This is a genomic window from Streptomyces sp. NPDC091387 (assembly GCF_044756945.1).
In the GTDB taxonomy this organism is placed as follows: domain Bacteria; phylum Actinomycetota; class Actinomycetes; order Streptomycetales; family Streptomycetaceae; genus Streptomyces.
Window position 1 is genome coordinate 120,514 of record NZ_JBIVTZ010000005.1, and the last position, 22,125, is coordinate 142,638.

A 22,125-nucleotide genomic window follows, 5' to 3' on the forward strand; every position below is an offset into this window, starting at 1 on the left:
CTCAGCGGGGGGTGGAGCTCGATGCGCGCACGACGAGTTCCGGCTGGAGCACCACGCTGCGGTGCTCGTGATGGCCGTCGTCGTCCGCCTCCTCCAGCAGGAGTTCGGCGGCCATCCGGCCCATCACGACCGCCGGCTGGCGGACCGAGGTGAGCGGCACGGCGGCGGCGGCGGCGAATTCGATGTCGTCGTATCCGACGATGGCGATGTCCTGCGGCACCCGCACCCCGGCCGCGTACAGGGCCTGCAGCACGCCGAGGGCGAGCAGGTCGTTCGCGCAGAACACGGCCGTGGGGCGGGGCACCAGGCCGAGCAGCCGGGCTCCCGCGTCGCGTCCCGCCGCCACGTCCAGCCGGTCGGAGGGGATCTCGACGAGTGCCTCGGGCTCCAGCCCCGCCTCGGCCAGCGCGGACAGCGCACCCGTGCGGCGGTCCCTGATCTGGTGCAGGTCACCCGGGCCGCTGACGTAGGCCACCGAGCGGTGCCCGGCCGAGATCAGGTGTCCGACGGCCAGGGCGCCGCCCCGCACGTCGTCGACGGAGACCGCGCAGGTCCCGGTGCCGGACGCGACCCGGTCCACCAGGACGTAGGGAATGCGGTGGCGGCTGAAGGATTCGAGGTTGCGGCCCGTCGCGTCGGCGGGGGTGACCAGGACGCCGCACACCCGCTGCTCCGCGAAGAGGCCGAGGTACTCGGCCTCTTCGGCGGGGCTCTGGCCGCTGTTGCAGACCATCACGCCGAGCCCCGCCTGCCGGGCGGCGCGCTCGGCCCCGCGGGCCACGTCGACGAAGAAGGGATTGCCCATGTCCAGGACGAGGAGGGCCATGATCCGGCTGCGTCCCGCCCTGAGCTGGCGCGCTGATTCGCTGCGGACGTAGCCGAGGTCCTCGATGGCCGCCAGCACCCGCGCACGCGTCTCGGGGAGTACGGCCTCCGGCCGGTTGATCACATTGGAGACCGTGCCCACGGAGACCCCGGCCTGCCGGGCCACATCCTTGATCCCTGCCACACGCGCCACTTGTCCTGCCCCACTGGTGCCCTCGGCCGCACTGGTCCAGCGGCGTCACCCCATCGTACGGACGGGCGTGAGTGAATTGATTCAACCCGTTCGGGACGCTAGCCCCATCCCCGAACACCGTCAAGGATCATGCGTGAATCGATTCATACCGGTGGGGTTCCCGCGTTCCGACGTCCGGGCGCCCGCCCCATCGCGTGCTTCAGATGCCGTGCTTCTTCAGGATGGCCTCGATGTCGCTGAAGTCGTCGCCCGATCCACTCGCGGCGGCCTGCTTCTTGGGCTGCTCCCGCTGCTGCGGCCGGACTGCCGGGACGCCGGCTCCGAGCGAGGGGGCAGAGGCGGCGGGTTCCACCGCGCCGTCCCGCGCGGCACGGGCGGCCGCCTTGCGTTCCTTGCGGGTGCCGCCGCCGCGCCGTTCGACCGCGCGGGTCGTGATGAACAGCAGCCAGGCCACTCCCAGCAGGCCGAAGCCCAGCCAGACGCTCGGCTTGAACGCGATGTCCGTGACCCACTGGACGACGCCGGTCAGCACCAGGCCGATCGGGACCAGGGAGTAGGCCGCGATCCGGGTCGCCGCGAGGAAGCGCTTCCGGTACGCGGTGACGGCGGCGATGCCCAGGCCCGCCGCGGACGCCGCGGAACAAATGGTCTCGGCAAGCATCGGTGCCTCCAGGCGCAGGGGAAACGTCCCTTCCATCCTGCACCTCCGGACGTGCTCGGGGCCACGCCGGGAGCCCACATCAGGGACATATCAGGGCCGGGGTCCTCCGCAGGTGCCGTGCGGGCGGGCATCCGGGCCGTACGTGCCGGGCCGGTCCCGGTGCCGGTCGGGGCTCCCCCGCGCGCCCTGGGAGACTGGTCCCATGAGTGATTCCACCCCCGCAGCGCCGGTCGTCCTCGACCTCTGGTGCGAGCTCCAGTGCCCCGACTGCCACCACGCCCTCACCGATGTGCACGCCCTGCGGGCGCGGTACGGCGACCGGATCGAGGTGCGGCTGCGGCACTTCCCGCTGGAGAAGCACAAGCACGCCTACGCCGCCGCGCAGGCCGTCGAGGAGGCCGCCGCGCAGGGCAAGGACTGGCCGTACATCGAGGCGGTACTCGCCCGCACCGCCGACCTCGGCCGCACCGGCGAACCGCTGCTGATCGAGGTGGCGGAGGAACTCGGCCTGGACGCCGAGGAGTTCGACACCGCCCTGATCGACGGCCGGCACATGCTGATCGTCGACGCCGACCAGGCCGAGGGCAAGGCGATCGGGGTCACCGGCACCCCGACGTATGTGATCGGCGGAGAGCGGCTGGACGGCGGCAAGAGCCAGGAGGGGCTGCGCGAGCGGATCGAGGAGATCGCCGACCGGCTGCTCGCCGGACAGGGCTGAGACCCCGGGCCGGCGGAGCGCCTACAGCTGCTTGGTCAGGTTGTACCGGGTCGGCTCGTAGCCCAGTGACTCGTACAGCCGGAGGGCGGGTGTGTTGGCCGTGACCACGTGCAGGCCCAGCCGCTCGTCGCCCGCCTCCAGGGCGATCCGCTCCGCCTGGAGCATCAGCGCCCGCCCGTGTCCCCGGCCCCGGAACTCCTCGTGCACCTCGACGTCGAACACGTAGCCGACGAGCAGGCCGGGGTGCATCTCGAAGCGGGACACCCAGACGTACCCGGCGGTCTCGCCCTCGTGGACCAGGAAGTGCAGATGGGCGCCCTCGGTGGCCAGGCCGTCCGGGAGGTGCCGGGAGTGGGAGGTGCGGGCGAGCTGGAGGGCGGTCTCCTTGGAGGTGCCCCGGGTGATCAGGCTCTCGGCGTACGCGGCGACGGCCCCGTCCTCCCACCGCGCGTATTCCCCGGGTGTCATCGGGCGTGCGGTCACTCCGTCCGGCAGTGCCGGGGGGACCGGCGGCAGCGATTTGATCATGTTCCTGCTGCGCTCGGTGTAGCCGAGTGCGGAGGTGAGCCGCCGCGCCGCGGTGTCGGCGGCGGCGACCTCCGTGCGCACCTGGGTGCAGCCCCAGCCGCGCAGCACCTCTTCGGCCGCCAGGGCGGCGATGGTCCCCCGGCCGCGCCTGCGGACGGGTTCGTCGATCCGCAGGGACCGCAGCACGCCCGCCTCTCCGGCCGACCCCGCCTCGACGGCGATCTCGACGGCGCCGACGGGGCGCCCGTTGTCGCACACGTCGTACGCGCGGTCCTGTGCGCCGTCGGCGCCCTGCTGTATCGGCCCGGAAGGCCGGAGTGTCGTGGTCATCAGGGGATTTGTATCCCCCGCACGCGCCGGCGTCATCCGCTTTTACGGACGTTCCGCGTATTTCACGGCCGGGCCGCCGTGAATACACCGGCAGCGTCTACGGGTCCAGGTCGTCGCCGGCCCGCTCGGCGAAGATGCTCATGGCCTTGGTGGTCACCGGTCCGGGGCCACCGGGCAGTTCCCTGCCGTCGACCCGGTGGACGGACTGGATGTCGCGGAGGGTGGAGGTCAGGAAGATCTCCTCGGCCCGTTCCAGGACGTCGAACGGCAGCTCCGTCTCCTGCGCGCCGGTCCACTCCACCGCCAGCGCGCGGGTGATCCCGGCCAGGCAGCCGGAGGCGACCGGCGGGGTGTGCAGCTGCCCGTCGAGGACGACGAAGACATTGGACCCGGTGCCCTCGCAGAGCTGTCCGACGGTGTTGGCGAACAGCGCCTCTGTGGCACCCCGCTCGTGGGCGCGGGCGAGCGCGACGACGTTCTCCGCGTACGAGGTGGTCTTGAGCCCGGCGAGCGCGCCGCGTTCGTTGCGCGTCCAGGGGACGGTGATGACCGCCGTGGTGTCCGGGCGCCGCTTCACCTCCCCGAGGGCGACGACCAGACCGGGGCCGGCGGTGCCGCGGTCGGACCCGAGGGGCGAGATCCCCCCGGTGTAGGTGATCCGCAGCCGGCCCAGGGCGACCGGGTTGGCCTCGATGACGGCGGCGCAGGCCCGGCGCACCTCGTCCTGGTCGGGCGCCGGCAGACCGAGCCCCCGGGCGGAGCGGGCCAGCCGGTCGAGGTGCCGGGTGAGCGCGAAGGGCCTGCCGTCGGTGGTCCTGACCGTCTCGAAGATGCCGTCGCCCACGGTGAGTCCGTGGTCGAGCACGGACACCCGGGCGTCATCGGCGGCCCGCAGTTCGCCGTTGACCCAGATCTTCATGGTGCGGTCCTTCCCGTTGCTTCGTATGCGCCCGACGCTACCGCGAGCAGCCTGGACGCCTTGAGTTCGGTCTCGTCCCATTCGCGTTCCGGATCCGAGCCCCAGGTGATGCCGGCGCCGGTGCCGAAGCGCAGGACCGGGGCGGCCCCGGTGCGGTCGGTCCAGAAGGTGCGGATGCCCACGGCGAGCGAGGCGGTGGCGCGGTCGGCGTCCACCCAGCCGATGCCGCCGCAGTACGGGCCGCGCGGGGCGGTCTCCAGTTCCCCGATGATCCTCAGCGCACTGGATTTCGGGGCGCCGGTGACCGAGCCGGGCGGGAAGGCGGCGGCGAGGAGCTCCGGCCAGCCGGTCCCCTCGGCCAGCAGGCCGCGCACCGTGGAGACGAGGTGGACGAGGCCCGGGTGCTTCTCGACCGCGCAGAGTTCGGGAACGCCGACCGAGCCGGTGGCGCAGACCCGTCCGAGGTCGTTGCGGACCAGATCGACGATCATCACGTTCTCCGCGTGGTCCTTCTCCAGCAGATCGCCCTCGGTGCGGCCGGTGCCCTTGATCGGCCCGGACTCGACCGTGCGGCCGTCCCTGCGGAGGAACAGTTCGGGGGACGCGGTCGCGATCTCCACGCCGTGCGCGGGCAGCCGGATCGTTCCCGCGTACGGGGCGGGGTTGCCGCGCGCCAGCAGCGAGGTGAGGGCGTCCACGTCCGCCGCGGCGGGGTCGGGCAGCCGGGCCGTCATCACCCGGCAGAGGTTGGCCTGGTAGACCTCGCCCGCCGCGATGTATGCACGGATGCGGCGGACGCCGGCGAGGTAGGCGGCGCGGTCCAGGGACGAACTCCAGTCACCGGCGGCCGGCCCGCGCCAGGCACCCCGCACCGGGGCGGGCACGGCGGCGGTACGTACGGTGGCGAAGCGGGCACAGACGAGCCGGCCCTCGAAATCGGCGGACACGGCCCAGAAGCCGGACGACTCGAGAGCCGCGGGATCGCTGGTCACATCCTGCAGATCGGAGGCGACGAGGCCGCCGAAGCGGGCCATTGGGGCAAGGTCGTGCACGTCGGTGAGTCTAGGACGGCCCTCGGTGACCTGCGCCGGGGCGGGTGCACCTCAGCACGCTGCACAAACGCGTTTTTGTACTGGCCCCGGAATCCGCTAGAGTTCATCACGTCGCCGGGACGCGCAAGTGAACCGGAACCGACAAGCGGACGTAGCTCAGTTGGTAGAGCGCAACCTTGCCAAGGTTGAGGTCGCCAGTTCGAACCTGGTCGTCCGCTCGCAGAAGGTGGGGGATCCTTCCCGAACCCCCATCCCTGGTGGAGTGGCCGAGAGGCGAGGCAACGGCCTGCAAAGCCGTCTACACGGGTTCAAATCCCGTCTCCACCTCCAAGGACGATTAGCTCAGCGGGAGAGCACTTCCCTGACACGGAAGGGGTCACTGGTTCAATCCCAGTATCGTCCACCGGTCCGCAAGGACCCCCGCGCGATTAGCTCAGCGGGAGAGCGCTTCCCTGACACGGAAGAGGTCACTGGTTCAATCCCAGTATCGCGCACGCAGTACACGCAGGGTCACCCTGCGCGATTAGCTCAGCGGGAGAGCGCTTCCCTGACACGGAAGAGGTCACTGGTTCAATCCCAGTATCGCGCACAGTCCGAAGCCCCGGTCGTCTCGACGACCGGGGCTTCGTCGTTGCCGCGCGCCCCGTGCCGCGGTCCGGACGGCAGTGGTCCGGACCGCGGCACGGGGCGAACCGGCTCAGGACGAGAAGAGCATCCGGCCGAAGCCCTTCTGCCGGTAGTGGCCGTGGTGACCGCCGTGGTGCTGCTGCTGCGGGGCGCCCCAGGCGGGCGCGGGGGCGGCCGGGTAGGCCTGCGGAGCCTGCGGCGGGGGCGGAGCCTGCTGCGTCCACTGCGCTTCCATGCGGGTCAGGGACTCCAGCTCGCCGTAGTCCAGGAATATCCCCCGGCAGCCGCTGCACTGCTCGATCTGAATGCCGTTGCGGTTGTACGTGTGCATCTGTGCGTGGCACTTGGGACACTGCATGTTCGGGCTCACTCCTCGCCGTCGGTTAGCCGTCGCCGGAATGCGTGCCCGCCGACGGTCGGTTCACCCTACGACGCGTGCTCGGCGGCCAACTCGGTTGGGAGAGCGGCAATTCGGGCACAGGACTCGATCATCATCTGTTCCACCTCATCCGGATCCCTCGCCTCCGCCGCGGACTTGGCGAGGGCCAGTGCCGCGGTCTGTACGGTCAGGGCGCGGGCGGCGACGTCCAACTCGGGCCAGGGGTCGCCCTCGGCGGACAGCGCGGGGCCGCCGGCCGCCCGGTAGGCGCCCACGAAGCGGAACCAGACGTCGGGCGGGAGCAGTCCGGCCGCGTACCAGGCCGCTGGCCGGGCCAGATCCCAGGTGGCGTCGCCGACGCCCGCGTCGTCGACGTCTATCAGCAGCCAGCGGCCGCGCGGGGCGGGGTACTGGACGAGCTGGCCCAGGTGGAGATCGCCGTGGCAGAGGAAGCGCGAGCGGTGCGCGGGGGCGGGGGCCTCGTCGCGGGCCCAGGCGGGCAGCCGCTGCCAGGCCGCGAGCACGGGCGCGAGGGACGGATGCCCCGGGCGTGCCGCGCGCATCCGGTCCACGGCCAGAGCGGCCTTCGCGGGGCCCCGCATCACCGGGAGCCCGCGCGACCACCCGGCCGGGGACGCGGAAGGCCGCTCGTGCGCGGGCGCGAGAATCGGGAGCTCGGTGCTGTGGAGGCGCGCCAGGAGCACGGCGGCCTCCTCCCACGGTGCCGCGTCCGGGTCACCCGGGTCCACGGGCTCCCCGTGGGGCCACAGGGTGACCGGGCGGCCGTGGAGCGCGGTGAGGTACGGCGACGGGGCGACGTGGGGCGCGGCGGCCTCCACCCGGGCCGTCGGGGGCTCCACGGGCAGGGGTGCGAGCAGGACGTCCGTCAGGCCGGGGCGGGCCGCCAGCCACACGCGTACGGCCAGGGCGGCGATGTCCGTGCCGGGAGCGTGGGCCTTGGCGACGACGGGGCCGCTGCGGACCACCGTGCCGTCCGCCCGGTCCGCGAGCACGGCCGGCGGCGGGCAGCCGCAGCCGGCCGGGGCCGGGGCGTGGGCCGCTCTGTGGGCGAGCGCGCCCAGCGCACGTACGACTGCGGTGGTCACGGTCTCCCCCGGTGGCGCAGGATCGGCGGTCCCGGCCGGCGCCGGGTCCGCCGAGGAGCGTACGCGGGGCAGCCGCAGCCGGTGGCCCCGCGGTCGCTGATCCACTCCCGGCCGCGGCGGGCCGCAAAGGCCCCGGACAGCGCGATGTCCGGTCAGCTCCCCAGCTGACCGGACAAACGCTGCCGTCCGCCGCACCCCCGTCCCCACGGGGTTGTTGGCCGGATGTCCCGGTCCGAACCGCTCTTCCGGACCCGGGGCGCCGCTCAGCGCCCCAGCATCACGCCCACGGACGACGCCTGTGTGACCACCGCTTCCCAGCCGCCGAAGACGACTGCGAGCAGGGCCGCCAGAGGAAGAACCATGGCTGTCGCCACCAACGGGTGGCGCTTGCCGGACGACGGACGGCTGCCGAACGAGGCGAAGGCCTTGCGTCCCTGCGTGCGGCTCATGGGCCGCACTGCCGTGTCCGCCATGGTTCCTCTCCTGACCTGATGTGGAGCGGCGGGCGTGTGGCCTCGGGGGACGAGTGCGACGCCCGCCGCATGACTTCAACATTAGGGATTCGGCGGACGGGCGGCGTCATGCCCGCGTACCGAATGCCGGGCCTCCCGGAGGATGAGCCGTGGGTAGTCGGCGTACTCCCCTGGGTGGAGACGGGCCTACCGGACCTTGGGGTCATCCCCGAGGGGACGCTCGGAGGCGTCCTCCCTGGGTACTGGTTGTTCGACCAGGGCGAGCACCCTGGTCGCCATGAAGCGGGCGGTGCGCACCACTGAGCCGCTCCGGGTGACTTCACTCACTTCGACCACCCCTCGGCGGACCGCTGTCTCGACCCGGCGGCCTGCCCTGGAGGCCACCACTTCGTACGTACGGGTCGTGTCCCCGGCGTCCACGACTATCTCGACTCGATCGCCCTTCACTGATCCAATCCCCCTTCTGCGACGGACCTTTGAGATCTCGCACGGCCCCGGGAGCCTGGATCCGCGGCTCCCTGACCACTTCTCAAGTTTCCCACTCGCCACTGACAATCGATTCACCGGCGAGGGCGCGGCCTCTGAGCACCCCGGGCGGCGGGTACGTAAGCTGTGCCTCGTCAGGCGGACCAGGCAGCGGGGATGGGCAGACATGGCGATGATGCGGCTCCGGCGCGAGGACCCGCGTGTCGTCGGTTCGTTCAGGCTGCACCGGCGGCTCGGGGCGGGCGGCATGGGTGTCGTGTACCTCGGTTCGGACCGACGCGGCCAGCGGGTGGCGCTCAAGGTGATCCGCCCGGATCTGGCGGAGGACCAGGAGTTCCGCTCGCGGTTCGCCCGCGAGGTGTCCGCCGCCCGGCGGATCCGCGGCGGCTGCACGGCCCGGCTGGTGGCCGCCGATCTGGAGGCGGAGCGCCCGTGGTTCGCCACGCAGTACGTTCCGGGGCCCTCGCTGCACGACAAGGTGGCCGAGGAGGGTCCGCTGTCGGCCGCCGAGGTGGCCTCGATCGGGGCGGCGCTCTCGGAGGGCCTGGTGGCGGTGCACGAGGCGGGTGTCGTCCACCGTGACCTGAAGCCGTCGAACATCCTCCTCTCCCCCAAGGGCCCGCGCATCATCGACTTCGGGATCGCCTGGGCGACCGGGGCGTCCACCCTCACGCACGTCGGTACGGCGGTGGGTTCGCCGGGGTTCCTCGCGCCCGAGCAGGTGCGGGGTGCGGCGGTGACGCCCGCGACGGACGTCTTCTCGCTCGGCGCCACGCTGGCGTACGCGGCGATGGCCGACTCACCTTTCGGGCACGGCAGTTCCGAGGTGATGCTCTACCGCGTGGTGCACGAGGAACCGCAGTTGTACGACGTGCACGACGCGCTCGCTCCATTGCTGAGCGCCTGTCTGGCGAAGGACCCGGAGGAGCGGCCGAGCACCCTTCAACTCTCCATGCGGCTCAAGGAGATCGCGGCGCGGGAGGCGCAGGGGCTGCACGAGAGCCGGCCGCCGGCGCAGCGCTCCGCGCAGGAGGCCGACCGGCCGACGGGCCGTCTCGACGGCCCCTACACCGAGCAGCAGACCCGCCGCGCGGCCGGGCCCGCCCCGGTGTCGCGCCCGCAGAACCGGCAGACCGCGCCGCCGCGTCCCGCCTCGCCCCGGACCGGGGGTTCGCGACCGGACCGGCAGCCGCGCGGCACGACGGGTTCCGGCAGGCGGCCGCAGGGCGCGAAGGGGACGAACGGCAGGCCGGGCACCCGGCCCGGGACCCGGACCACCTCGACGGGACGGCGTCCCGCCAACCCGCGGCTGCTGCGGCAGCGGCTCGTCGTCTTCGTCGTGGTGACGCTGCTGGTGGCGCTGGGCATCGCGGCGGCCCAGGGCTGCCAGGGGCCGGCGCGCGGCCTGGGCGCGGGCCCCGGCCAGACCGCGGGTCAGGGGCAGGTCCGGGGCGGGCAGTAGCCCTCCGCCGGGACCTCCGGAAAACGGCTCAGTTCTCCGGGCGGCCCGTGGCGACCGCGTAGAAGGCGACCGCGGCCGCCGCACCCACGTTCAGCGAGTCGACGCCGTGGGCCATCGGGATGCGTACCCACTCGTCGGCGGCGACGAGGGCCTGGGTGGACAGTCCGTCGCCCTCGGCCCCGAGCATCAGGGCCACTTGGTCCATCCGGTGCGGCGCCGCCTCCTCGATACTGCTGGCCTTCTCGTCGGGTGTCAGGGCCAGCAGCTTGAAGCCCGCCTCCCGCACGGTCTCCAGCGCCTTGGGCCAGGTGTCGAGCCGGGCGTAGGGGACGGAGAAGACCGCGCCCATCGAGACCTTGACGGAGCGCCGGTACAGCGGGTCGGCGCAGTCCGGGGAGAGCAGGACGGCGTCCATGCCGAGGGCGGCGGCGCTGCGGAAGATCGCACCGATGTTGGTGTGGTCGTTGACGGCCTCCATGACGACCACGCGGCGGGTGGTGCGCAGCAGTTCGTCGGCGGCCGGCAGCGGTTTGCGCTGCATCGAGGCGAGCGCGCCGCGGTGCACGTGGTAGCCGGTGACACGCTCGGCGAGCTCCGGGCTGACCGCGTACACGGGGGCCGGGACCTCGTCGATGACGTCGCGCATCAGATCGACCCACTTCGCCGACAGCAGCATGGACCGCATCTCGTACCCGGCTTGTCTGGCGCGTCTGATCACCTTCTCGCCCTCGGCGATGAAGAGGCCCTCGGCGGGCTCGCGCCTGCGCCGCAGCTCGACGTCGGTCAGGCCGGTGTAGTCGCTCAGGCGGGGGTCGTCGGGGTCGTCGACGGTGATGAGATCAGCCACAGGTTGATACTGCCTTGTCCGGTGTGTGGTGCCAACGGTCTGGAGAAAGTTCCGTTACCGATGGTTACTCGGCGGGGGGTGCCGCGGCGTCGGGGCCGACCGCGACGACGTCGCCGATGACGATGACGGCCGGCGGGCGCACCTGCTCGGCCACGGCCCGCTCGCCGACGGTCGCGAGCGTCGCGTCGACGCGGCGCTGGGCGGCCGTGGTCCCTTCCTGGACCAGTGCGACCGGGGTCTCGGGGGACTTGCCGTGGGCGATGAGCGCACCGGCGATGGCGCCGATCTTGTCGACGGCCATCAGGAGGACCAGGGTGCCACGGAGCTGGGCGACGGCCGCCCAGTCGACGAGCGAACGCGCGTCGTCGGGGGCGACATGGCCGCTGACCACGGTGAACTCGTGGGCGACCCCGCGGTGGGTCACCGGGATGCCGGCCGCGCCCGGCACCGAGATCGAGCTGGAGATGCCGGGGACGACGGTGCACGCGATGCCCTCGGCGGCGAGCGCCTGGGCCTCTTCCATGCCGCGCCCGAAGACGAACGGGTCGCCGCCCTTGAGCCGGACGACGGCCTTGCCGGCCCTGGCGTGCTCGATCAGCGCGTTGTTGATCGCCTCCTGCGCCATGAAGCGGCCGTACGGGATCTTGGCTGCGTCGATCACCTCGACGTGCGGGGGGAGTTCGTCGAGCAGGTCACGCGGGCCGAGCCGGTCGGCGATGACGACGTCGGCCTCGGCGAGGAGGCGGCGGCCTCGGACGGTGATCAGGTCGGGGTCGCCGGGGCCGCCGCCGACCAGGGAGACGCCGGGGGTCCGGGTGCGGTGGTGGGGTGCGGCGAGGGTGCCGTCGCGCAGGCCCTCGACTATGGCGTCGCGGACGGCGGCGGAGTGGCGCGGGTCGCGGCCCTGCCCGTCCGTGGTGAGCACGGCGACGGTGACGCCCTCGCTGCGGCCGGTGGCGGGGGTCCAGGCGGTGGCGGCATCCGCGTCGTCGCTGCGGACGCACCAGGTGCGGGTGCGCTCGGCCTCGGCGGAGGCGGCGTCGTTGGCCGTGGTGTCGTCGGACGCGATGAGCGTGTACCAGGTGTCCGTCAGGTCCCCGTCGGCGTACACCCGGCGCTCCCAGCGGATCTCGCCCGCATCCGCCATCGCCTCGACGGAGGGGGTGGCGGACGGTGACACGAGGGTGATGTCCGCCCCGGCGGCGATGAGGGCGGGGAGGCGGCGCTGCGCGACCTGGCCGCCACCGACGACGACGACGCGGCGTCCGCTCAGGCGCAGTCCGACGGGGTACGCGGGGTGAACGGCGTGCTCGGCCATGGCTGTGCGGGCTCCTCGTGCGGTGCGGGGTGCGGGCCGCTGCGGCGACGGAGCGGCTGCGACGTGCGGGGTTGTGGGGCTGGGTTCACGATACGGGGTGGGTCGGGCCACGGGTCCGCGCCCCTGAACCCGCGTCTCGAACGCCGGCTTCGAGCCCCTCCGGCGGTTGAACAGCGGGGGTCCGGGGGCAGTGCCCCGGCCCGCCCGCCCCCCCGCCCCCCCCCACCCCCGCTGCCGCGCGGCTACTTCTCCGTGACACCCGCCGAGTCGAACGTCGCCACCTCGTGCATCGCGCGGGCCGCGCTCTGCACGATCGGCAGCGCCAGCAGTGCGCCGGTGCCCTCACCCAGACGGAGGTCCAGATCGACCAGCGGGCGCAGGCCCAGCTTGTTGAGCGCGGCTACGTGGCCGGGCTCGGCGCTGCGGTGGCCCGCGATGCAGGCCGCCAGGGCTTCCGGCGCGATGGCGCGGGCCACCAGGGCCGCGGCGCCCGCGCTGACGCCGTCGAGGATGACCGGCGTACGGAGCGAGGCCCCGCCGAGGAGGAACCCCGCCATCGCGGCGTGCTCCAGGCCGCCGACAGCAGCGAGTACGCCGATCGGATCGGCCGGGTCCGGCTGGTGCAGGTCGAGCGCACGGCGGACCACGTCGACCTTGCGGGCGTGCATCTCGTCGTTGATGCCGGTACCGCGACCGGTCACCTCTGCCGCGTCCATCCCGGTGTACACACAGATCAGAGCGGCCGACGCCGTGGTGTTGGCGATGCCCATCTCACCGGTGAGCAGGCCCTTGTTGCCCGCCGCGACCAGATCGCGGGCGGTCTCGATACCGACCTCGATCGCCGCGAGGACCTCCTCACGGGTGAGCGCGGGGCCGGTCGTGAAGTCGGCCGTTCCTGCGCGCACCTTGCGGGGCAGCAGGCCGGGCGTCGCGGGCAGCTCAGAGGCCACCCCGACGTCGACCACGCACACCTCGGCGCCGACCTGGGCCGCGAAGGCGTTGCAGACCGCGCCGCCGCCGAGGAAGTTGGCGACCATCTGGGCGGTCACCTCCTGCGGCCAGGCCGTGACGCCCTGGGCGTGCACCCCGTGGTCGCCCGCGAAGATCGCGACGGCCGCGGGCTCCGGGATCGGCGGCGGGCAGATCCGGGAGAGCCCGGACAGCTGCGCCGAGATGATCTCCAGCATGCCGAGCGCGCCGGCGGGCTTGGTCATCCGCTTCTGGCGCTCCCAGGCCTCGCCGAGCGCCTTGGCGTCCAGGGGCCGGATGTTGGAGATGGTCTCCTGCAACAGGTCGTGCGGCTCCTCGCCGGGCAGGGCGCGGCGGCCGTACGTCTCCTCGTGGACGACCCACGACAGCGGGCGGCGCTTGGACCAGCCCGCCTGCATCAGCTCGGGCTCCTCCGGGAACTCGTCCACGTATCCGACACAGAGGTACGCGACGACTTCGAGGTGCTCGGGCAGTCCGAGGGACCGGACCATCTCGCGCTCGTCGAAGAAGCTGACCCAGCCGACGCCGAGCCCCTCTGCACGGGCGGCGAGCCACAGGTTCTCGACGGCGAGCGCCGAGGAGTACGGGGCCATCTGCGGCTGGGTGTGCCGGCCGAGGGTGTGGCGGCCGCCGCGGGTGGGATCGGCGGTGACGACGATGTTGACCGGGGTGTCGAGGATCGCCTCGATCTTCAGTTCCTTGAACTGCTTCGCCCGCGCCTTGGGGAGCGACTTGGCATACGCGTCACGCTGGCGCTGAGCCAGTTCGTGCATGGAACGGCGGGTCTCCGCGGAACGGATGACGACGAAGTCCCAGGGCTGCGAGTGCCCGACACTGGGCGCGGTGTGCGCCGCTTCCAGGACGCGCAGCAGGACCTCGTGCGGGATCGGGTCGCTGCGGAAACCGTTGCGGATGTCGCGGCGTTCCCGCATGACGCGCAGTACGGCCTCGCGCTCGGCGTAGTCGTAGCCGGGGGCGGGCGGCGAGGTGACGAGCACCTCTTCGGCCTCCGCCGCCATGGGCTCCGGAACGACGGCGGCTTCGGGAGCTTCGGCCGCTTCGGGTGCGTCCGCAGCCGACGCGTCGCTCACGGGCTCCGAGGCGTTCTGCGGTACGACCGGTTCAGCGGGTTCGACCGGTTCAGCCGGTTCGGTGGCCTGCTCGGCCTCCGGCATCGGTGCCGGAGCGGGTTCGGTGCCGGCCGTCAGGTCCGGGGTCTCGATGACCTCGGGTCCGGTTTCACGCTCCGGCTCGGGCGCCTTCTCCAGCTCGGCCGCGGGCTCGGGAACGGGAACGGCCGTCTCGGTGATCTCCGCCGCTTCCGCCGCCTCCGCCACCTCGACCGCCACGGGCTCCATGACGATCGCCCGGACCTCGGGCGCGGGCTCCACGACCGCCACGGGCTCCACCGGCTGCTCGACGACGGGCGTCGGGGCCGGGTGCGGTGCGGTGGGCGTCGCATCCTCCAGCGGCACGAACCCGCCCAGCGAGGCGCCGTCCGGCACGGGCTCCACCGGCGGTGCGTCGACCTGAGCCACGTCGGCCGGTGCCACGTCGGCGGGAGCCGCTTCGACGGATGCCGCCTCGGCCGGCGCCGCTTCAGCGGGCGCCACGTCGGCAACAGCCTCGACCGGTGCCGGTGCCGTCTCCGCCGGGGCCTCGGCCGGTACCGGTTCGGGGGCGGGCTCCTCGGCCGCGACCGGCGCGGGCTCGACGGGCTGCACCGCCGGCACGGGCTCGGCGGCGGCCGGCTCCGGGACGACCGTTTCTGCTGGCGGCGCTTCCACCGTCGCCGGTTCCGGTTCCACCGCGACCGGTGCGGCGGCCTGCTGCGGTGCCTGGGCCGCCCACTGGTTCACGCCCTGCGGCGGGATCTCGCCGAGCTGCGGGCCCGGCAGCGCGGCCGATTCCTCGGTCGTCATCTCGAAGTACTCGGGTTCGGCGGTGACCGGTCCCGCGTGCCGTGCGGGCGCGGGCGCCGGAGCGGGCGCCTGGGCCTGCCGCACGCCCGCCGGGCCCCGGTCGGCGAGCGAACGGACCACGCCGCCGCCCGACGTGCCGCCGTAGGCCGGTCCCGACTCGGGCGAGGCCGGGCCGCGGTGCAGCGGCCGGCGCACGGGCGCCTGGGCCTGGGCCACCGGCACCTGGGCCTGCGCCGGCGCGGGGACGGGCGAGGGGATGCGTACGCCACTGAGGTCGACGGCGCCGGAGTCGCGGCCACCGGACTCATGGGTCCCCTGGCCGGTCTGCGGAAGCGGCTCGGACGGAGCCTGCATGGCGTACGCCGGAACCTGGATCTGCTGCTCCTGGAGCTGCACCGGGCCCTGCGTCTGGAGCGGGCCCTGGTTCTGTGCCGGGGTGTCGCCCGGCAGCCGGGACTCGTGCTGCGCGGCGGGCCGGGGCTGGTACCCGCCCTGCTCCGGCACGGGGGCCTGCGCGGCCGCGGCGTCCGGGAACTGGCCGGGTGCCGGGACGGCCTGCGGCTCGCTCCAGGCGCCCTGGGGGCTCGGCATCAGCAGGAGGTCGTCGTCCTCGGACGCGTGCTCGGAGGGATCGAGGAAGGTGTAGGCATCCGGGGCGGGGACGCCCGGCTGCTCCACCATGCCTGCGTTCTCCGGCAGTCCCTCGCCCGGGATCTGGCCGGTGTCACTCATGCGTACCCCTCGCCCATCGTCAGTGCTCCTTCGGCCCTTCGCCCGGGACGCCCGAACACGGCACACAGGCGCTCGTCCAGTGGAACGAGCGGGCGCGCCGCGCGGCACGAAACGGTCGCGGACATACTGCATTCTCGCGGTCGTTCGCCGCCGCGGCAGCTCATTTCGCCACGGCTCGCTGTGGACTGCGCCACGTTGCGCGTCCCCAGGTTCTGCCGTACCACAAACGAGGGCCAAAACGGTCCCCTTTTCCGGACATTGACCAACGAAGCGACAATGATCCGGGCGCGGTGCAACGATCGGCCAGCCTACCTCCCGCCGTGTGCCGACAGGGTCAGGGGGCGAGGTCCGACCGGAGTGCGGACAGCAGGAAGACGACCGAGCGTTCGCGCTCCGACCATGCGGACGTGTCGAGTTCGACGGACTGCAGGAGCGAGCAGGCGACCGTGTATCCGTTCTCGGCGAGGGCTGCCCCCAGCGCCTCGGCCTCGTCCCGGGTGGAGGCATGGGTCACGATCCGCTCCGGCCTGCGGTCGGCGACGGCGGTGACGACGGGGACCCCGCCGCCCCCGATCCGCACGACATCGGGCTCGGGCAGCCGCTCCAGCACGTGCGGGGCGCGCCCCTCGACCACCTGGAGCTGGACCCCGAAGGCCCGTGCCGCCGCAGCGGTGCGTGCGCAGGCGTCCCGGTCGCTGTCCACGGCCAGGACCGCCGCGCCGAACCGGGCGGCCTCCACGGCCAGGGCCCCACTGCCGGAGCCGATGTCCCAGACCAGGTCGCCGGTCCGGGGCCCGAGGTGGGCGAGCTGGGCGGCGCGCAGCCCAGGGGACTCGCCCTCGCCGCTCTCCCCCGCGGGGGCCGGGCCGTCGCCCCGGTAGGCGCCGGCGGGCAGCGCCCAGCCCCGTACGCCCTGGGGGTAGGCGGGGTGGCGGCCCGCGATCCACGCTCCGTCGGCCCGCCGCTCGGGGCCACCGCCGATGACGATGACGACGTTGGGGTCGCGCCAGACGTGGTCGGCGGCCTTGTCCGAGGTGACGACGGTGACCTGTTCGCGCGTGGTGCCGAGTTCCTCGCAGATGACGAACGTGCGGTGGACGCCTTCGAGCAGCAGGGCGAGTTCGGCCGGTCCGGCGCCGGGCGAGGTGAGGACGGCGACCTTGTGGTGGGCGCGGCAGACGTTCACCGCGCGGCGCAGGGTGCGGGGGTGGGCGACGACGGTCTGGGCGTCCTCCCACGGCATACCGGCGCGGGCGAAGGCGGTGGCGACGGCGGAGACGGCGGGCACCACTTCGACTTCGAGGCCGTGTTCGGGGGCGCGCAGGCTGCGGACGGCTCCGAAGAATCCCGGGTCGCCGTCGGCGAGGACCACGGCGCTGCCGCGGTGGCCGGCGATCCGCCGGGCGGCCAGGTCGATCGAGCCGAGCCGGATCCGTTCCGCGCTGCGCGGCACTTCGGGCAGTGCGAGGTGGTGGGCGGCTCCGGCGACGAGCGTGGCGGCGGAGAGCGCGGCGGTGGCCGCTCGGTTAAGTGGTGAGCCGTCCCAGCCGATCACTGTGACCCGGTCGGCCATCTGTTGTCAGTCTCCAGGAGTTGTAGCAGGCGGGGCCGGTCGCCCCGGGGCGGTCACGGCGGGGTCCACCGGTCCGTGCCGGTGCGGCGCCGGGCCGGGGAGGGGTCAGTTCCAGTCGTTGTACGTACCGTATCCACCGGCGTCGGCGAGCTGCTCGGCGACTCCCTCCAGGTCCTCGGGGAGCAGGCCCCAGACGATCAGATCGGTTCTGATGTCGGCCCATCCTCCGTCCTCGGTCTGTGAGCGGGCTATGCGGGCGTTGCGCAGGATGCCCTCACTGATGCAGCCGAGCTTCTGCGCGACCTGCTGGGAGGCGGTGTTGTCGGCGGCGGTGCGCAGCTCTATCCGCTCGAAGCCCTGGTCGCGGAAGAGCCACTGGGCGAGCGCCAGCACGGACTCGGTGGCGTATCCCTCGCCGCGTGCCCAGGGGGCGGTGATGTAGGCGACCTCGGTGGCCAGGGTCCGCCAGTCGGTGTGGTGCAGCCGGACCGAGCCAACGAGGCGCTGGGTGAGGAACTCGGTGACGGCGAAGACGATGCCGTCACCCTTGGTCCGCTGCGCGGGGGCGATCCTGCGGACCCAGCGCTCGGCGTCGACCTGGGTGTAGGGGTGGGGTGCCTCGGTCCAGGCGGTGACGAGCTCGTCGTTCATCATCTCGATGTACGCGGGAACGTCCGCCATGTCGAAGGGGCGCAGCACCAACCGATCCGTGCTGATGGAGATGTCCGGAAAGGTGGAAGTCATGCGCAGCTCCATGCCGAAGACCGTGTAAAGGCACAGCATGCAGCATCGGGCGGCCCTTGTGCATGGGCGGGTCCGCACGACGGAGCCCCGCGCACCCGGGCGGGGTGTGCGGGGCTCCTCGGGCAAGTGCCGTGCGGGGGTCAGGACTTGGCTGCGGAACCGAAGGCCGGGATGACCGAGCCCTGGTAGCTGTCCTCGATGAACTTCTTGACCTCGTCGGAGTGGAGGAGCTTCACGAGCTTCTGGACGCGGGCGTCCTTCTCGTTGCCCTTCTTCACGGCGACGATGTTGGCGTACGGGTTGCCGTCGGCCTCTTCGAGCGCCAGGGCGTCCTTGGCGGGCTCGAGCTTGGCCTCGATGGCGTAGTTGCCGTTGATCACGGCGGCGTCGACGTCGTTCAGGGCGCGGGGGACGGTCGCGGCCTCCAGCTCCTTGAACTTGAGGCCCTTCTTGTCGGTGATGTCGCTCAGCTTGGCGCTGGTGCCGACGCCGTCCTTGAGGGTGATCAGGCCGTTGCCCGCGAGCAGCTGGAGCGCGCGGCCCTCGTTGGTGGTGTCGTTCGGTACGGCGATGGTCTGGCCCGACTTGATGTCGCCCAGGTCCTTGACCTTCTTGGAGTAGAGGCCGAGGGGCTCCAGGTGCACGGTGCCGACGGAGACCAGGTGGGTGTTGTTCTTCTTGTTGAAGTCGTCGAGGTAGGGCTGGTGCTGGAAGAAGTTGGCGTCGACCTGGCCGGTCTCGGTCGCGGTGTTCGGCAGGACGTAGTCCGTGAACTCCTTGACCTCCAGCTTGAGGCCCGCCTTGTCCGCCAGGTTCTTCTTGACGAAGTCCAGGATGTCGGCGTGCGGCGTCGGTGACGCGGCGACGACGAGGGCCTTGGAGGTGTCGGCCTTGGCGCCGGTCTCGCTCTTGGACGCCGGGTCGGAGTCCGTGCCGCAGGCGGTGAGGCCGAAGGCGAGGGCGGCGGTGGCGGCGGCAGCTGCGGTGATCTTGATGTTCTTGCGCACGAAGAGTGCCTCTTTCGGATGGTGATGGTGGTACGCCCGGACAAGGAGTGCGGGCTGCGGGGAGGAGAAGTCTCAGGAGGTGCTGCGGCCCCGGCGGGCCAGCAGGCGTACGGCTCCGTCGCCGATCAGCTGGATCACGGTGACGATGACGACCAGCAGCACGACGGTGATGAGCATGAACTGGTTGTCGAAGCGCTGGAATCCGTAGGTGACGGCCTTGGAGCCGAGCCCTTCGCCGCCGACCGCGCCGGCCATCGCGGAGTAGCCGATGAGCACGATGACGGTGGTGGTGACACCGGAGACGAGGGACGGCAGCGCCTGCGGCAGCAGGACCTTGCGGACGATCGTCGGGATGGACCCGCCCATGGACTGGACGGCCTCGACGAGCCCGTGGTCGACCTCGCGGACCGCCGTCTCGACGAGCCGGGCGAAGAACGGAATGGCGCCGACGGCAAGCGGGACGATCATCGCGGTCGGGCCGATGAAGGTGCCGACGACCCAGGTGGTGAAGGGGATCAGGGCGATCAGCAGGATGATGAACGGCAGCGAGCGGCCGATGTTCACGATCACGCCGATGACCTTGTTCACCGGGGTGTTCTGCAGCAGTCCGCCCTTGTCGGTGAGGACGAGCAGAACACCGAGCGGCAGTCCGACCAGGACGGTGACGGCCGCCGACCACAGCACCATGTAGAGGGTGTCGACGGTGCCCTGCGTCAGCAGCGGCTGCATTTCGGACCAGGTCACTTCGCCACCTCCTTGGTGAGCGGTGCGGGGATGACAGTGGGGGCGGCAGCGGCGTCGGTGCTGTCGGCGTCTTCGACGAGTTCGGCCTGCAGGCCCTGCTCGCGCAGGAAGCCGATGGGTACGACGTTCTCCTCGAACCGGCCGGGCAGCTCGATGCGCATCCGGCCGATCTGCCGGCCGCCGACGGTGTCCATCGCCGCGCCCAGGATCGAGATGTCGATGTTGTACGTGCGGGAGAGCTGCGAGATCACCGGACGGGCGGCGGCCTCGCCGTGGAAGGTGACGTCGACGACCGTGCGGTCGGGTCCGGAGGCGCTGCCGCCGACCGGGAACAGTTCGTGGGCGAGTTCGGAGCCGGGGGTGGCGAGCAGTTCGCCGACGGTGCCGGACTCGACGACGCGGCCCCTGCGCATCAGCGCGGCGGAGTCGCAGACCGTCTTGACGACGTCCATCTCGTGCGTGATGAGCAGGACGGTGAGGCCGAGCTGCTGGTTGAGGTCGCGCAGCAGCTGGAGGATGGAGCGGGTGGTTTCGGGGTCCAGCGCCGAGGTCGCCTCGTCGGAGAGCAGCACCTTGGGGTCGCCGGCCAGCGCGCGGGCGATGCCGACGCGCTGCTTCTGGCCGCCGGAGAGCTGGCCGGGGTACGCCTTGGCCTTGTCGGCGAGGCCGACGAGGTCGAGGAGTTCGAGGGCCTTGCGGGACCGTTCGCGGCCGGCGACGCCGAGAATCTCCAGCGGGAGTTCGACGTTGTCCTGCACGGTGCGGGAGGCCAGCAGGTTGAAGTGCTGGAAGACCATACCGATGCGGCTGCGCGCCTCGCGCAGCTCCTTGCCGGCCCGGCGGCCGCGGCCCGCGAGGGCCGTGAGGTCCTGGCCGGCCACGGTCACGGTGCCCGAGGTGGGGCGCTCCAGCAGGTTGACGCAGCGGATCAGGGATGATTTTCCGGCGCCGCTCTGTCCGATGACGCCGTACACCTCGCCCTCGCGGACGTGCAGGTCGACGCCGTCCAGAGCGGTGACCTCACGGTCGCGCGACTGGTAGACCTTCGTGAGGCCCGTAGTGGTGATCACAGGGGGGGGTTCCGTCACTGTCGAGTGCGCGGCGCGGTGTCCGCCGGGCACGGGGCATTCGTCCGGTGGGACTGTTCGGACGTTCGATCGGACGTTTTCGAGCGGGGTACCGGCACGGCCCGGCGCGGTGGTGACCGCGGGGCAGCGTGCACGGACGGACTCGGCCTCGCTTTGGGGCGCGAGGCTCAGGCGGGGGCCCTCAGAAGGCGCGCATTCGACACATACAACGAGCACCGGGCGTCGTGATCGCCTCGGTCGCAAGGATGCGGCTGCTCGTCGTGGTCATGTCCCAAGTAAAACAGACGTAACGTTCCGCCCGAACTGGTTGTCCGTATAGCGGACGAGCGTGGATGGCGTTCCGGTACCGCCCCGCCGGCCGTCGCGTTTTCCGGCCGCAACGCTGTGACCTGCATCGACAGGGGATGCGGGCGCTCGGCTGCACTAGGGATCACCGGTCCGGGCCGGTCCGGTTCTGTGGCCAAGGCCACGGTCCTCGTGCGGCAGGGCAGCGGCGCGCGGCTCCGATTTCAGGTGTGCGGCTCCGTGTTCACCGGCCCCGTCGGCGCCCGGGTGCGGGGGTGCACGCGGCGGGTCCCCCGGCCCGTAATACCCTCGGCTCATGCTTGACGCCCTGACGATCGCGGTCGGCGTGGCCGCCCTCGCCCTCGCCGCCTGGTGCGGATTCGCCGCCTACCGGGACCAGCCGACCAAGGACTGGCACTTCATCGGGATGGCCGTGGTCTCGGTGCTCGCGCTGGCCCAGCTGGTGGTGGGGATCGTGCAGATGGCCCGCGGCGAGCGGCCGGAGCAGGGCATGACCATCTTCATCGCATATCTGATCGGGGCGTTCCTGGCCGTTCCGGCGGCGGGTTTCCTGTCGCTGAGCGAGCGGACCCGGTGGGGTTCGGTGACGGTGGCGGCGGGCGCGGTCGTGCTGGCCGTTCTCGAAGTACGGCTCTACGACATCTGGGGAAACTGACCGTGACCGACACCGATCGCACCCCCGCGGCAGCCACCGGCGAGAAGCAGCCCTTCGACCTCGGCACCGGTCCGGGCCGGGTACTGGTCTGGTTCTACGGCGTGTTCACCGTGGCGGCGGCGTCCCGTTCGATCGTCCAGATGATCCTGGACTTCGGGAAGGCGCCGCTCGCCTACGTGCTGTCGGCCGTCGCCGCGCTCGTCTACGGCTTCATCACCTATTCGCTGGTGCGCGGCGGGGAGAAGGCGCGCCGGATGGCGCTGGTGTGCTGCGCCGCCGAGCTCGCCGGGGTACTGATCGTGGGCACGTGGACCCTGGCCGACCCGTCGGCGTTCGCGGACGCCACCGTCTGGTCGGACTTCGGGACGGGCTACCTGTTCATCCCGGTGATCCTGCCGGTCACCGGGATGATCTGGCTGCGCCGCGCGAAGGCCGCCTAG

At 72.4% G+C, this 22,125-nt stretch carries 21 protein-coding genes and 5 tRNA genes; 9 read left to right on the top strand and 17 right to left on the bottom strand.

Features of this window, described 5'->3' with window-relative positions:
• Position 1 precedes the first annotated feature (1 nt).
• Together ACIQM0_RS12140 and ACIQM0_RS12145 are read right to left on the bottom strand one after the other, a co-directional pair.
• A complete protein-coding gene (locus ACIQM0_RS12140) occupies positions 2-1,018 on the bottom strand; it encodes a LacI family DNA-binding transcriptional regulator (RefSeq protein ID WP_363027666.1) in 1,017 nt (338 codons plus the stop codon).
• A 199-nt stretch (positions 1,019-1,217) separates the two neighbouring features.
• Positions 1,218-1,679: a hypothetical protein gene (locus ACIQM0_RS12145; protein WP_401285890.1), complete on the bottom strand. Its 462-nt coding sequence runs from the start codon at positions 1,677-1,679 to the stop codon at positions 1,218-1,220.
• A gap of 202 nt (positions 1,680-1,881) precedes the next feature.
• On the opposite strand from ACIQM0_RS12145, the gene ACIQM0_RS12150 reads away from it, so the two are divergent.
• Positions 1,882-2,397 carry a DsbA family protein gene (locus ACIQM0_RS12150; protein WP_401285891.1) on the top strand — a complete coding sequence of 172 codons (516 nt, stop codon included), beginning with the start codon at positions 1,882-1,884 and terminating at the stop codon, positions 2,395-2,397.
• 21 nt (positions 2,398-2,418) lie between these two features.
• On the opposite strand, the gene ACIQM0_RS12155 is transcribed toward ACIQM0_RS12150, so the two are convergent.
• The 3 genes from ACIQM0_RS12155 to ACIQM0_RS12165 form a co-directional block, all read right to left on the bottom strand.
• On the bottom strand, positions 2,419-3,255 hold the full coding sequence (locus ACIQM0_RS12155; protein ID WP_401285892.1) for a GNAT family N-acetyltransferase: 837 nt from the start codon (positions 3,253-3,255) through the stop codon (positions 2,419-2,421).
• Positions 3,256-3,352: 97 nt separating this feature from the next.
• Entirely contained in the window at positions 3,353-4,174 is an 822-nt protein-coding gene (locus ACIQM0_RS12160) for an aminotransferase class IV (protein WP_401285893.1), read from the bottom strand.
• Positions 4,171-5,208 carry a chorismate-binding protein gene (locus ACIQM0_RS12165; protein WP_401286123.1) on the bottom strand — a complete coding sequence of 346 codons (1,038 nt, stop codon included), beginning with the start codon at positions 5,206-5,208 and terminating at the stop codon, positions 4,171-4,173. The genes ACIQM0_RS12160 and ACIQM0_RS12165 overlap by 4 nt, the downstream gene beginning before the upstream one ends.
• Positions 5,209-5,371: 163 nt before the next feature.
• Here ACIQM0_RS12165 and ACIQM0_RS12170 point away from each other — a divergent pair.
• The 5 genes from ACIQM0_RS12170 (at position 5,372) to ACIQM0_RS12190 (ending at position 5,815) form a co-directional block, all read left to right on the top strand.
• Positions 5,372-5,444, top strand: a tRNA-Gly gene (locus ACIQM0_RS12170).
• A 38-nt stretch (positions 5,445-5,482) separates the two neighbouring features.
• Positions 5,483-5,556 (top strand) — tRNA-Cys (locus tag ACIQM0_RS12175).
• A 1-nt stretch (position 5,557) separates the two neighbouring features.
• Positions 5,558-5,629: transfer RNA gene (locus tag ACIQM0_RS12180), tRNA-Val, on the top strand.
• Between the two features lie 19 nt (positions 5,630-5,648).
• A tRNA-Val gene (locus tag ACIQM0_RS12185) sits at positions 5,649-5,720 on the top strand.
• 23 nt (positions 5,721-5,743) lie between these two features.
• Positions 5,744-5,815: transfer RNA gene (locus tag ACIQM0_RS12190), tRNA-Val, on the top strand.
• Positions 5,816-5,923: 108 nt separating this feature from the next.
• Here the strand turns inward: ACIQM0_RS12190 and ACIQM0_RS12195 are convergent.
• The 4 genes from ACIQM0_RS12195 to ACIQM0_RS12210 all read right to left on the bottom strand — a co-directional run bounded on the left by ACIQM0_RS12195 (position 5,924) and on the right by ACIQM0_RS12210 (position 8,258).
• Complete coding sequence (locus ACIQM0_RS12195; RefSeq protein WP_401285894.1) at positions 5,924-6,211, bottom strand: zf-TFIIB domain-containing protein; 288 nt, start codon at positions 6,209-6,211, stop codon at positions 5,924-5,926.
• Positions 6,212-6,279: 68 nt separating this feature from the next.
• Positions 6,280-7,338, bottom strand: a complete 1,059-nt coding sequence (locus tag ACIQM0_RS12200) for an aminoglycoside phosphotransferase family protein (RefSeq protein WP_401285895.1) — start codon at positions 7,336-7,338, stop codon at positions 6,280-6,282.
• Between the two features lie 263 nt (positions 7,339-7,601).
• Positions 7,602-7,811: a hypothetical protein gene (locus ACIQM0_RS12205; RefSeq protein ID WP_401285896.1), complete on the bottom strand. Its 210-nt coding sequence runs from the start codon at positions 7,809-7,811 to the stop codon at positions 7,602-7,604.
• 186 nt (positions 7,812-7,997) lie between these two features.
• The gene (locus ACIQM0_RS12210; RefSeq protein WP_363074323.1) at positions 7,998-8,258 is read right to left on the bottom strand and encodes a hypothetical protein; all 261 of its coding nucleotides are present in this window, start codon (positions 8,256-8,258) and stop codon (positions 7,998-8,000) included.
• Positions 8,259-8,463: 205 nt separating this feature from the next.
• On the opposite strand from ACIQM0_RS12210, the gene ACIQM0_RS12215 reads away from it, so the two are divergent.
• Positions 8,464-9,759, top strand: coding sequence for a protein kinase (locus ACIQM0_RS12215; protein ID WP_401285897.1), 1,296 nt, complete (start codon positions 8,464-8,466; stop codon positions 9,757-9,759).
• Between the two features lie 28 nt (positions 9,760-9,787).
• Here ACIQM0_RS12215 and ACIQM0_RS12220 read toward each other — a convergent pair whose 3' ends face one another.
• The 8 genes from ACIQM0_RS12220 to ACIQM0_RS12255 form a co-directional block, all read right to left on the bottom strand.
• Positions 9,788-10,606 (bottom strand): TrmH family RNA methyltransferase, encoded by an 819-nt coding sequence (locus ACIQM0_RS12220; RefSeq protein WP_401285898.1) that lies wholly within the window; start codon positions 10,604-10,606, stop codon positions 9,788-9,790.
• Positions 10,607-10,670: 64 nt separating this feature from the next.
• Positions 10,671-11,924, bottom strand: coding sequence for a uroporphyrinogen-III C-methyltransferase (gene cobA / locus ACIQM0_RS12225; protein ID WP_401285899.1), 1,254 nt, complete (start codon positions 11,922-11,924; stop codon positions 10,671-10,673).
• 242 nt (positions 11,925-12,166) lie between these two features.
• Positions 12,167-15,568 (bottom strand): nicotinate-nucleotide--dimethylbenzimidazole phosphoribosyltransferase, encoded by a 3,402-nt coding sequence (gene cobT, locus ACIQM0_RS12230; protein ID WP_401285900.1) that lies wholly within the window; start codon positions 15,566-15,568, stop codon positions 12,167-12,169.
• 334 nt (positions 15,569-15,902) lie between these two features.
• Positions 15,903-17,141, bottom strand: a complete 1,239-nt coding sequence (gene cbiE, locus ACIQM0_RS12235; RefSeq protein ID WP_401285901.1) for a precorrin-6y C5,15-methyltransferase (decarboxylating) subunit CbiE — start codon at positions 17,139-17,141, stop codon at positions 15,903-15,905.
• Between the two features lie 105 nt (positions 17,142-17,246).
• Positions 17,247-17,924: a GNAT family N-acetyltransferase gene (locus ACIQM0_RS12240; protein WP_401285902.1), complete on the bottom strand. Its 678-nt coding sequence runs from the start codon at positions 17,922-17,924 to the stop codon at positions 17,247-17,249.
• Between the two features lie 101 nt (positions 17,925-18,025).
• Positions 18,026-18,892 (bottom strand): MetQ/NlpA family ABC transporter substrate-binding protein, encoded by an 867-nt coding sequence (locus tag ACIQM0_RS12245; RefSeq protein ID WP_401285903.1) that lies wholly within the window; start codon positions 18,890-18,892, stop codon positions 18,026-18,028.
• Between the two features lie 72 nt (positions 18,893-18,964).
• On the bottom strand, positions 18,965-19,636 hold the full coding sequence (locus tag ACIQM0_RS12250; RefSeq protein WP_385032772.1) for a methionine ABC transporter permease: 672 nt from the start codon (positions 19,634-19,636) through the stop codon (positions 18,965-18,967).
• A complete protein-coding gene (locus tag ACIQM0_RS12255) occupies positions 19,633-20,706 on the bottom strand; it encodes a methionine ABC transporter ATP-binding protein (RefSeq protein ID WP_401285904.1) in 1,074 nt (357 codons plus the stop codon). The genes ACIQM0_RS12250 and ACIQM0_RS12255 overlap by 4 nt, the downstream gene beginning before the upstream one ends.
• A 619-nt stretch (positions 20,707-21,325) precedes the next feature.
• Here ACIQM0_RS12255 and ACIQM0_RS12260 point away from each other — a divergent pair.
• Positions 21,326-21,685, top strand: coding sequence for a hypothetical protein (locus ACIQM0_RS12260; protein WP_145762470.1), 360 nt, complete (start codon positions 21,326-21,328; stop codon positions 21,683-21,685).
• Between the two features lie 2 nt (positions 21,686-21,687).
• Entirely contained in the window at positions 21,688-22,125 is a 438-nt protein-coding gene (locus ACIQM0_RS12265; protein ID WP_363031177.1) for a hypothetical protein, read from the top strand.